Consider the following 12783-nt stretch of genomic DNA (forward strand, 5'->3'; position numbering starts at 1 on the left):
GAAAGGCAAAGAAAAGTCTGCTGTAAATATATACATAAAATAATATGCTATTATTTTTTTATCTGAAATAATAAGTGTTGAAAATACAAATAAAAAATCATGAATAAATCAGTTGTATTAGCATTAGGTTTCATGCTGTCAGGAGTTTTTATTTCTGCACAGGCTTTTGAGAAAAAAGCACCACAGGATTTTGATACGGAGAAAAAAGAAATTCCACACGGAAAGATTGATACCATACAATATTCGTCTGTAACCGTTGGTACTACACGCAAAGCATTGGTATATACGCCTCCCGGATTTAAACAAGGCAATAAATATCCTGTTTTATATCTGCTTCACGGCATTGGGGGAGATGAAAAAGAATGGTTTAGAAATGGGACACCCCAGATTATTTTAGATAATCTCTATGCCAAAGGAAAGCTTATTCCCATGATCGTTGTACTTCCCAACGGACGGGCGATGAAAGACAACAGAGCAACCGGCGACATCATGGCAAAGGATAAAGTGGAAGCTTTTGCAACTTTTGAAAAAGACCTGCTGAATGATCTGATTCCTTTTGTAGAAAAAAAATATCCGGTAAAAAAAGACAGAAACGACAGAGCCATTGCGGGACTTTCCATGGGAGGCGGCCAAACCCTGAATTTCGGACTGGGAAATATTGACAGGTTCGCCTGGATAGGTGCCTTTTCCGCAGCTCCGAATACCAAAGAGCCTGAACAGCTTCTTCCTGATCCGTCCAAAGCTAAACAATTAAAGCTTCTTTGGATTTCATGCGGAGATCAGGACAGACTGATGCCTTTCAGTAAAAGAACAAGCGACTATCTTACAGAAAATAAGATTCCTCATATTTTTTATGTAGAACCGGGCGGCCACGATTTCAAAGTCTGGAAAAATGACCTGTATCTGTTTTCCCAGCTTCTTTTCAGGCCCATAAAGCAGGGAGATATTAATCTCATGCTGAAGTCAGAATAAAAGTTTACATCCAAATTCTCTGTTCTATGAATATCCGCAAAATACATATCAGTTGCATTGCTATAGTAGGTTTATTTTCGATGGGATTTGCTCAGAATCCTATCATTCAGACCAATTATACCGCAGACCCTGCACCGATGGTTTATAATGACAGACTGTATGTGTATACCACACACGATGAAGATGAGTCCACCTGGTTTACTATGAACGACTGGAAAGTCTATTCCACGAATGATATGGTCAATTGGACAGACCACGGAACGGTTCTTTCCTATAAAGATTTCGATTGGGCAAAGCGTGATGCCTGGGCCGCACAATGCATAGAAAGGAATGGGAAATTTTTTATGTATGTTCCGATGTGGTCAAAAACCAATAACAAAGGCGCTATAGGAGTTGCTGTCGGCGACAGTCCGTTTGGGCCTTTCCATGATCCATTGGGAAAACCTCTGGTTCAGAGCGAATGGGGAGATATTGATCCTACAGTTTTTGTGGATGATGAAGGCCAGGCCCATATGTACTGGGGAAATCCCAAATTGAAATATGTCAAGCTGAATGAAGATATGATTTCCTATTCCGGAAACATCATAGAAGTTCCGATGACAGAAGAATCATTTGGAAAAAGAGATGGAAAACCCAATCCGGAAAGGCCAACAAAATATGAAGAAGGCCCGTGGCTGTACAAAAGAAAAAATCTGTATTATCTTTTCTGGCCGGGTGGTCCGCTTCCTGAATTCATAGGATATTCTACCAGCAAAACTGTGCAGGGCCCTTGGAAATATGGAGGAATTATCATGCCTGCTGAAGGAAAGTCATTCACCAATCATCCCGGTGTTATTGATTTCCGGGGGAAAACCTATTTCTTTTATCACAATGGTGCGTTGCCTGGCGGAAGCGGGTTTACAAGATCGGTAAGCCTGGAAGAGCTTACTTTCAATAAAGATGGCTCTATTTCACCCTTTAAAATGACCAATGGAATTACAAAAGCTATTGCTGCAGTTAATCCCTATTCGTTCAACCAGGCTGAAATGATTGCATGGTCAGAAAATGTAAAATCTTATCAGAATAAAGAGGCTGATGTTTTCATCAAAGCAAAGAAAAATGGGGCGTATACCAGTGTAAAGAATGTGGATTTCCGAAAAAAAGGAGCCGGTGCTTTCTCTGCAAGGATAGGAACTACCCATAACAGTGACATAACAATGACTATTCATCTGGATGCTGTGAACGGCCCGGTTGCCGCAATGGTAAAGGTCCCGCTGACGGGTGGGGATGATCGCTGGGAAACGGTAAAAGTTCAGATTACTGAAAAGATTGCCGGCATTCATGATCTGTATTTTGTATTCAATGGCAAAGCCTCAACAGATATTATGTATTTCGATTACTGGACCTTTCTTGAAAATAATGAGTTATGAGAAAAAAAGTTTTATATATCGTATTCAGCTTGTTTCTGATTAGCAAAAGCTTTGCGCAGGTAGCAGAAATTTCAAGCCCAGATGGACACCTGAAGCTTCATGTCTTTTCAGAAGATGGAAAGGCATTATATAATGTGATGCTTCAGGGAAAAATAATGCTTGAAAAATCCCCGCTGGGCCTGGTAACCAATGAGTCCGATTTTTCAAATAATCTGAAATTTACTGACAGCCAAAAAGACGTGGTTTCTAAGAAATACACAAACGCAAAGATCAAAAAATATGAGATTGATTATAAGGCTAATACTTTATCGGTTAGTTTCATCAACGCAGACCAACATCAAATAAACATTGAATTTCAGGTAAGCAACAACAATATTGCTTTTCACTATAATATTCCACCAATGAAAGAACGGCTGAGTGTTGTGGTACAGTCAGAAATTACAGGTTATAGATTCCCGTCACAAACCACTACTTTTCTTTCACCTATGATGAAACCGATGACCGGATTTGCCCGCACAGCGCCAAGTTATGAAAGTGGCTATAAAGCAGATGCTGAACTGGGAATATCATCTGATTACGGGTACGTTTTCCCTGGTCTTTTCCATATCGGAAATGAAGGTTGGGTATTGCTTTCCGAGACAGGAGTGAACAGTTCGTATTGTGCTTCACACCTTGAAACCACAGCAGAAAAAAGCCTTTACAAAGTAGCCTATCCGAAAATTGCTGAAAATAACGGTTTCGGAAGTACTGGAGCAGCAGTCTCACTTCCCGGAAAAACACCCTGGAGAACAATTACCGTGGGCAGTTCTTTGAAACCTGTCGTAGAAACCACCATTCCTTTTGATGTGGTAGATCCGATGTATGAGCCTTCACAGGATTATCAGTTCGGAAAATCTACCTGGAGCTGGATTCTGTGGCAGGACAAAAGTATGAACTATGATGATCAGGTGAAATTCATAGATCTGGCTGCTGCGTTGAAATATCAGTTTATTCTTATCGATGCGCTTTGGGATAAAAATATTGGAAAAGAACGAATGAAAACCCTCGTTCAATATGCAAAATCCAGAAATGTAGGCGTGTTGCTCTGGTATAATTCCAATGGTGCGGCTAATGATGCGCCCATGGGGCCTAAAAATAAAATGAGCTCATCCGTTGAACGTAAAAAAGAAATGAAATGGCTGAAAGAAGCAGGAGTAAAGGGATTGAAAGTGGATTTCTTCGGAGGAGACAAACAGGAAACCATGCGTCTTTATGAAGATATTCTGTCCGATGCCAATGATTATGGATTAACCATTATTTTTCACGGAGCCACTGTACCGAGAGGCTGGGAAGTGATGTACCCGAATTACGCAGGAAGCGAGGCCGTTCTTGCTTCAGAAATGCTGTATTTCTCAGAAGATGTACGCAAGGAGGAAGCTTTTTTTGCCACACTTCATCCTTTCATCAGAAATACAGTGGGAAGTATGGAATTCGGAGGAACTTTTCTCAATAAATACTTGACAGAATCCAACAGGGACAAAAATAAAAGACATACCACAGACGGATTTCAGCTGGCTACAGCAGTACTGTTTCAGAATCCCGTTCAGATGTTTGGTATCATGCCGAATAACCTGACCGATGCTCCGGAATTTCAGCTCACCTTTATGAAAGAGGTTCCGACACTTTGGGATGAAACAGTTTTCATAGACGGTTATCCCGGAAAATATGCCGTGGTTGCGAGAAGACATGCGGATCAATGGTATGTGGTTGGCGTGAATGCTGAAAAACAATCCCAAAAGCTGAAAATAAAGCTTCCGATGTTTGCCGGAAAAACCGTAAAGCTTATCAATGATGATACGAAAGGAAATACATCAGAGAAAGAAGTAAAAATAAATGCAAAAGGAGATTTCAGCATTGAAGTACAGCCGCAGGGTGGTTTTACGCTGAAAGATTAATCTGCGTAAATCTTAAGTTTTCAAAGCCTGCAAGGTTTGAATTGAGTAAAAAGAACACAGAGTTTCTTAAAATTAAATAAAACTGATTATGAATCACCTGAAAATATTTGTCGTTGTTGTGTTGTTTGGGTTTTGTCTAAAGATCCATGCTGCAGAACCGTTTATCAGCACTGAGAAAAATCCCGGAAATATTATTTTAAAAGCAAAAACGCTCAATCTTTCTATTTTTGCGGGCTCCGGAACAGATCAGGGGATTATGAGAGCCGTAAAAAATCTGCAAACTGACTTTCAGAAAGTGACAGGAGAACAGCCGGTAATTCTTAACCAGATTTCAGGAATGCAGTCTCCTTTACTGATTATAGGAACTGTTGGGACAAAATCTGTCATTGATGATTTAATCAGGCAGAAAAAGCTTGATGGAAAAGCATTAATAGGGAAAAGGGAAAAATATATCATTCAGAATGTCAGTAATCCTTTTCCGGGAGTTTCTGAAGCCATTGTGATTGCGGGAAGTGATAAAAGGGGAACCATTTATGGGATTTATGAAATGTCTCAGCAGATAGGCGTTTCACCATGGTATTATTGGGCAGATGTTCCGGTTCAGGTAAAAGAAAATTTATATTTCAAAAAAGGAATGTATACCGATGGTGAACCTGCTGTAGAATACCGTGGTATTTTCCTTAACGATGAAGAACCTTCACTTGGAGGATGGGCAAGAGCAACATTTGGAGGAGTAAATAGTCAATTTTACGAGAAAGTTTTTGAGCTGATTCTTCGCCTTAAAGGAAACTATATCTGGCCGGCGATGTGGGGGAAAGCGTTTTATGACGATGATGCTCTGAGCGGTTCGCTGGCCAATGAAATGGGTATTGTCATGGGAACTTCCCACCATGAGCCTATGGCTTTGGCACAGACCGACTGGCACAGGTATATCAAAAAAAATAACCTCCCGAATGTCTGGGATTATGCTAAAAATGCAGAAGTGCTGCAAAAATTCTGGAAATCCGGAATGGAAAGAAGCAAAAACCGGGAAAAGCTCGTTACGATAGGAATGCGTGGTGACGGCGACGAAGCGATGGGAGAGGGAACCAATATTTCCCTTCTGGAAAAAATTGTAAAAGACCAGCGTAAAATTATTGCTGAGGTTACCGGGAAAAAAGCTGATAAAACCCCTCAGGTATGGGCATTGTATAAAGAAGTTCAGGATTATTATGATAAAGGAATGCGGGTTCCGGATGATGTGATCCTGCTGTTCTGTGATGATAACTGGGGGAATGTAAGAAAGCTTCCCGACCTTTCAAAACCTTTACATAAAGGTGGATACGGAATCTACTATCATTTCGATTATGTGGGCGGACCCAGAAATTCCAAATGGATCAACATCAGTCCCATCCAGAGAGTCTGGGAACAAATGAACCTTTCTTATGAACACAAAGTCGACAAGCTTTGGATCGTCAATGTAGGAGATTTAAAACCGATGGAGTTTCCGATCAGTTTTTTTCTGGAAATGGCTTGGAATCCAAAGCAGTTTAATACTAAAAATCTTTTCGGGTATACCGAAAAATGGGTTGCTCAGCAGTTTGGAGATAAACACGCAAAAGAAATTGCCGGGATGATTAATCTTTATGCCAAATATAACAGAAGAGTAACGCCTGAAACCCTTGACAGCAAAACGTACAGCCTTCAGAATTATCATGAATTTGAAACTGTTTTAAATGATTACAAAGCATTGACAGTAGAAGCCCTACGGTTAAAAGAGCAGATTCCTGCTGAATATCAGGATGCCTATTATCAGTTGGTTTTGTACCCGATTGATGCCTGTAGTAATTTATACGAAATGTACTATGTGGTGGCAAAAAACAGGGAGCTGTCAGCGAAAAAAGATCCGGGAGCCAATTTCTACGCGGATAAAGTGAAGGCATGCTTTGATAGGAACGCTTATCTGGACAACCAATACAACAATGTGATCGCCGGAGGAAAATGGAAACATATGATGGATCAGATGAGGATAGGATACAAAAGCTGGGCGGACGGAAAAGAAAATATAATGCCTGAAGTCACCTATATTTCTGAAGCCGAGATTCCCAAAGAAAAAGTATTTCAGGAAAAAAACGGCTATGTATCCATTGAAGCGGAACACTTTGCAAGGCTTCATCAATCAGACAGAATCCATTGGGAAGTGATTCCTGATTTTGGAAAAACAAAATCCGGGGTAACAACCTTTCCGCAGAGTGCTTATCCAAAAGCTGATGAAAATATCTGGCTGGAATATGATATTAACTTTGAATCCAAAGGTGAATTTGACGTTGAACTTCTTTTAGCACCTACTTTAAATTTTAATCATAATAAAGGACTTCGATATGAAATTTCATTGGATAATCAGCCTGCACAGGTCGTGAATTTCAACGGCCATTATAAAGGAGAATTGGGAAAATGGCAGTCCGAACATATTATTAAATCCGTAACAAAGCATTTGATTCAAAAGGCAGGAAAATATACTTTACGCTTCAGAGTGCTTGAACCTGGCATTGTCCTGGAAAAAATATTGATCAATACCGGAGGTTTAAAACCTTCTTATCTGGGTGCTCCCGAAAGCGAAATACTTCACTAAATGACAATACTAATAACAAAAAACACTTTAATTATGAATCAGTAATCTCAATTTACATTCCAATCTAAAATACAGTTCCCTGACAGAGAATGAAGAAAAAGAACAGCGGATGATTTTGTAAGCAACTTTATTTAACAGATCGCTGCCTGATATAATTCGGGGTATTTCCTGATGGGTTTTTGAAAATTAACTGTCTTGAGAGGGAGTCTATTGCCCTCATTTCAATCGTTTATACCTGCAATCACGAATATTTAAACCAAAACATTATGAAAAAATTTTTAAGTCTTGTTGCTATTTATTCTATGGCCTTGTTTTTCAGTGGTATGTTGTATGGGCAGCTTACTACGGTAAAAATTGACAAGAATATTACGTATCAGAAAATAAAAGGATTCGGAGGATTTGTCTGCAGTCCCCAGTTTGCCTATAACCATATGTCTACATCAGAAATTCAGACGCTTTGGGGCGCTTCCAGCGAAGGTGGATATAACATTATGAGATTATATATTCCCGAGAACAGCAGTAACTGGAGTTCCGTATTAGCTACAGCACAGCTTGCCAAATCTATGGGGCTTACCATTTTTGCCTCTCCGTGGACAATGCCTGCAGCCTGGAAAACCAATAACCACGTAAATGCCGTGTATACTGATGCCAACGGCGTACAGCAGATAGGATATCTGAAAACCGAAAATTATCAGGATTATGCCCTTTATCTCAACAGTTTTGTTACCTATCTTCAGAATAACGGAGTAGATCTTGATTATATTTCCATTCAAAATGAGCCGGATGAAATGGCACAGTATCAGGGATGTATCTGGACGCCGGCTCAAATTACTACTTTTATTAAAAATTACGGACATCTTATCAACTGCAAAGTCATTGCCCCGGAAAGCGTAGGATTTACAGATAATTTTGCCGGTGCTTTGCTGGATCCCGCGGCAATGGCTAATTTTGAAGTCTATGGAGGTCATCAATATGGACTCATCCAGTCTACATACAAGCAATTCCAGAATTACAACAAAGAAATCTGGCAGACAGAATATTTGATCAACTGGAATTCTTCATCCACACAGCCGGCCCGTGATTTCAGCTGGAATACAGACGCATTTACTTTTGCCAGCAGTGTCAACAATGCTTTATTAGGCAATATCAATGCATGGATCCATTATTCTGCCAAACGTTATTACGGTTTAATGGGTGACGGAACTTACGGAACTCCCGCAGGCGTAATGACCAAAAGAGGCTATATCCTTTCACATTATGCCAAGTATACAACAGGAAAGACGAGAATAGAGGCAAAATGGGATGACAAAACCGGTGTTTTACAAGGCTCTTCCTATATTTCCCAGGATGGAAATCAGGTTGTTCTTATGGTGATCAATCCTTCTCAGAATGCCTATAGTTTGAAGGTTGATCTGCCTTTTTATACGACTTCAGGAACAAAAATCCTTACCAATACACAATCCAATATGGTGAGCACGCCTGTTTCTATAAGTACGCCAACATTCCGGCCTAATGCTGATATCAACCCTTCCAGTGTCATGACTTTTGTTTTTAATAAAAGCGGTGACAGGCCTGCGTCTCTGATGACAGGCGGTGATATCCATTATAATAAAATTGAAACACAGACTCCTACCAATACAGCTTTTGGGACGGGATTCAATATAAGCAATACAACGGTGACGTTCTCCAATCCAAGTCCTCTTATCAGTAATAATATGACTGCAGCTAACGGATATCTTCAGCTTAATGACAGGTACAATAAACTGATCCTGCATGTAAACAGCTATACAACTGCGGGGCAAAGCTATTCAGACAATACAACTTTATATTATGTCAACAGTCAAGGGGTAACAAAATCGTATAATTATGGCAAGATTAATTTTCCACAGGGAGGAAATTTTGATATCACATTCGATATTTCAAGGCAGGTGCTTACAGACGGTTGCAAAGGAATTTTAGGATTGAGAAATTCCAATTATAGCTCTGTGCTTACGCTTAATCTGGGAGATGTTTATTTCAATGTAGGAAATGAAATTGCTTCAAAATTCGGAGGAACTTATTCCGCTAGTGACAGCTATCTGATGGATGCCCTGGAAAATGGCTACTACACTTCTGTGGACTTCGGAAATGCAGCAGGAGTTACTTCCTCCAATAACTGGCAGCCTATGAGTGCAAACACTAACAGCATTTATTATGTGAATGCAAATGTAAGTTCATCTGCCAATAATGTGATTTCAGGTACAGCCTGTTCAAATCTTGTCCTTTCCGGTCAGGGTAAGGATTTTCAGGTGCCGTTTAACTTTACAGCCAATACAGCTTCTTACAGCCGTACATTTAATGGTTACGATGTGCTGATCTTACCATTCCAGGCTAATATTCCATCCGGAGTTACTGCTTATACGATGTCACCCGGAGTAAGCAATATCAGCTGTACCGCAATTTCAAATGGAATCATTCCTGCGAATACTCCGGTAATCATCAATGCAACAGGGAATATTACTTTCAGTGGCTCAGGGAATGTTTCCACACCTAAAGCAATCACGGTCAATCAGATGAACGGAGTCTATCAGAGCATCAAAGTTCCGGCTAATGCTTATGTTCTGAAAACAGAAAACGGAGTAACAGGCTTCTATAAAGTAACTGCCGGAAGTGAGCCTGTAATAGGATCTTTCAAAGCTTATCTTACAGAAGAGAATACCTATTCTGCCAACGTTCTTCCTTTAAACTTTGGACTGTTAAGCACCAGAAATATTTCGGTTGAAGCCAAAAAAGGAAGTGTGAAAATATACCCTAATCCGGTAAAAGCAGATCTTTTCATTGATTCTGATTTTTCAGAAGCTGCAGCTGCTATTTTTGACGGAAGGGGAAGTGTCATCAGATCCGGATTGAAAATAGATTCAGGGAAAAACCATATGAATGTGGCAGATTTCCCGGCCGGTATTTACTTTATTGAGGTCACTCATAAAAATAGCACGGTGTTAAAACAAAAATTTGTCAAAGAGTAAATTGAACCCAAAGCCATCATGACAATAGCTTATGATGGCTTTATCCATATCCATCCGATGATGGGAGAATAAAGATTGAAACAGAGAAGCATTAAAATAATATACACGGTCATCTGTGAAAATCCGTGAAATCTGTAGTTAAAAATTATTAACCGCAAAAGCCACAAAAGCTTTTAGGACTTTATTGAAACCATAATATTTATGAAAAGAATTGTATTAACCCTATATGCAATATTGGCGGCACCTTTATTATTCGCTCAGAACCATTATAAATACCCGTTCAGGAATCCGGATCTCCCGGTTAATGAAAGAATAGAGAACCTTCTTAATTTACTCACAACGGAAGAAAAGATAGGAATGATGATGGATAACTCCCAGGCAGTTCCGCGCCTTGAAATTCCTGCCTACGGATGGTGGAACGAGGCACTTCATGGGGTGGCAAGAGCAGGAACAGCTACTGTTTTTCCTCAGGCGATCGGGATGGCGGCCACATGGGATGTTCCGGAGCATTTTAAGACTTTTGAAATGATTTCTGATGAAGCACGGGCAAAATACAACAGGTCTTTTGATGAAGCTCTAAAAACAGGACGGTACGAAGGACTTACCTTCTGGACACCCAATATCAATATTTTTCGTGACCCAAGATGGGGAAGAGGCCAGGAAACCTATGGTGAAGACCCTTATCTTACCTCTGTTCTGGGCGTTGCTGCAGTAAAAGGTCTGCAGGGAAACGACCTAAAGTATTTTAAAACCCACGCCTGTGCCAAACATTTTGCGGTACACAGCGGACCGGAATGGAACCGCCATTCTTATAACGCAGAAATTTCAAAAAGAGATTTGTATGAAACATATCTTCCCGCTTTTAAAGCATTGGTTCAGGAAGGGAATGTAAGAGAAGTAATGTGCGCCTACAATGCTTTTGACGGGCAGCCATGTTGTGCCAATAATACTTTGCTTACTGAAATTCTCCGTGGAAAATGGAAGTATGACGGAATGGTGGTCTCAGACTGCTGGGCACTGGCTGATTTTTTTCAGAAAAAATACCATGGCACTCATCCTGACGAAAAAACAACCGCAGCAGATGCCCTGAAACATTCCACGGATCTGGAATGCGGAGATACCTATAACAATCTGAATAAATCTCTTGCAAGCGGACTGATTACCGAAAAAGATATTGATGCGTCGATGCGCCGAATCCTGAAAGGTTGGTTTGAACTGGGAATGCTTGATCCGAGATCTTCCGTTCACTGGAATACAATTCCGTATTCTGTAGTCGATTCTGAAGAACATAAAAAGCAGGCACTGAAAATGGCACAAAAGTCAATTGTGCTGATGAAAAACGAAAACAATGTTCTACCCCTCAGCAGAAATATTAAAAAAATTGCCGTTGTAGGTCCGAATGCTGATGACGGATTGATGCAGCTGGGAAACTATAACGGAACGCCTTCTTCAATTGTAACGATTTTAGAAGGAATCCAAACCAAATTTCCAAATGCTGAAATTATCTACGAAAAAGGAAGCGAAGTAACAGATCCTTCGTCCAGAACGTCACTCTATCAGAATTTCATCAGTCAGAAAAACGGCGCGAAAGGAATGAAAGTAGAGTTTTTTAATAACAATGAATTCAAAGGGCAACCGGCTAATACTTCTGTAAATTCAACAGCAATCAGCTACAACAGCTTTGGCGGGACCCAACTTGCACCCAATGTGGGAAGAGAAAATACCTCGGCTATCATTTCAGGGATTTTCAAAAGTACTTATACAGGAGAGGTTGTGTTTTCTGCTTCCACTTCTGATATCTATACACTCTTCGTGGACGGGAAAAAAATCGCAACAAGAAAAGGACCTGATGCAAGACATCCTTCGGAGTTTTCTGTAAAAATGGAAAAAGGAAAAGAATACCAGATAGAACTCCGTCATACACAAAAAGGAAAATATGTAAGCATCAGCTTTGAAGTCTACAGAAAAGATCCTGTGAATTTTGCTTCAGTCAGAGAAAAGGTGAAAGATGCAGACGTCATTGTCTTCGCGGGCGGACTTTCTCCAAGTCTGGAAGGTGAAGAGATGATGGTGAATGCAGAAGGCTTCAGAGGCGGTGACAAAACTTCGATAGCCCTTCCTAAAGTCCAGCGGGACCTGTTGGCGGAGCTTAGAAAAACCGGAAAACCTGTTGTTTTTGTTCTTTGTACCGGAAGCGCTCTGGGATTGGAACAGGATGAGAAAAATTATGATGCCCTGTTGAACGCCTGGTATGGCGGACAGTCCGGAGGAACGGCTGTAGCAGATGTTTTGGCAGGAGATTATAACCCTTCCGGAAAATTACCCATTACCTTTTACAAAAACCTTGAGCAGCTGGATAACGCTCTTTCAAAGACAAGCAAGCACGAAGGATTTGAAAATTATGATATGCAGGGGAGAACGTACCGTTATATGACGGAAAAGCCTCTTTATCCTTTCGGGCATGGTTTGAGCTATTCAAAATTTGCTTACGGAGATTCAAAACTGAGCAAAAATACAATCAGTACCAATGAAAATGTGATGATCACAATTCCGGTCACCAATATTTCAGATAGAGACGGCGAAGAAGTAGTGCAGGTGTATATCAAAAGAAATAAGGATTCCCAGGCCCCGGTAATAACTTTAAGAGCTTTTGAAAGAACTTTAATCAGATCTAAAGAAACAAAAAATATTCAGCTGACCCTTTCCAAAAATTCTTTTGCTTTCTATGATGAAAAAGCTGATGATCTGGTTTCAAAATCCGGCGACTATACCATTTTTTATGGAGGAACTTCTGATGATGCAGGGTTGAAAAGTATTTCGTTAAAAGTAAAATAAAAATTGATTCAGAATAA

6 protein-coding genes are annotated in these 12783 nt (G+C 40.2%); all 6 read left to right on the plus strand.

The window, feature by feature from the left end:
- Window positions 1–99 precede the first annotated feature (99 nt).
- The 6 genes from BCF58_RS04560 (at window position 100) to BCF58_RS04585 (ending at window position 12766) form a co-directional block, all read left to right on the plus strand.
- Window positions 100–972 (plus strand): alpha/beta hydrolase, encoded by an 873-nt coding sequence (locus BCF58_RS04560; RefSeq protein ID WP_121460597.1) that lies wholly within the window; start codon window positions 100–102, stop codon window positions 970–972.
- A 26-nt stretch (window positions 973–998) separates the two neighbouring features.
- The gene (locus BCF58_RS04565; RefSeq protein WP_121460598.1) at window positions 999–2381 is read left to right on the plus strand and encodes a glycoside hydrolase family 43 protein; all 1383 of its coding nucleotides are present in this window, start codon (window positions 999–1001) and stop codon (window positions 2379–2381) included.
- A complete protein-coding gene (locus tag BCF58_RS04570) occupies window positions 2378–4315 on the plus strand; it encodes a glycoside hydrolase family 97 protein (protein WP_121460599.1) in 1938 nt (645 codons plus the stop codon). The genes BCF58_RS04565 and BCF58_RS04570 overlap by 4 nt, the downstream gene beginning before the upstream one ends.
- Before the next feature lie 88 nt (window positions 4316–4403).
- A complete protein-coding gene (locus BCF58_RS04575; RefSeq protein WP_121460600.1) occupies window positions 4404–6926 on the plus strand; it encodes a glycosyl hydrolase 115 family protein in 2523 nt (840 codons plus the stop codon).
- 266 nt (window positions 6927–7192) lie between these two features.
- Window positions 7193–9931: a T9SS type A sorting domain-containing protein gene (locus BCF58_RS04580; protein ID WP_121460601.1), complete on the plus strand. Its 2739-nt coding sequence runs from the start codon at window positions 7193–7195 to the stop codon at window positions 9929–9931.
- A gap of 201 nt (window positions 9932–10132) precedes the next feature.
- The gene (locus BCF58_RS04585; protein WP_121460602.1) at window positions 10133–12766 is read left to right on the plus strand and encodes a beta-glucosidase; all 2634 of its coding nucleotides are present in this window, start codon (window positions 10133–10135) and stop codon (window positions 12764–12766) included.
- The last annotated feature ends 17 nt before the right edge of the window (window positions 12767–12783 follow it).

The organism is Chryseobacterium defluvii (genome assembly GCF_003634775.1).
GTDB lineage: Bacteria > Bacteroidota > Bacteroidia > Flavobacteriales > Weeksellaceae > Chryseobacterium > Chryseobacterium defluvii.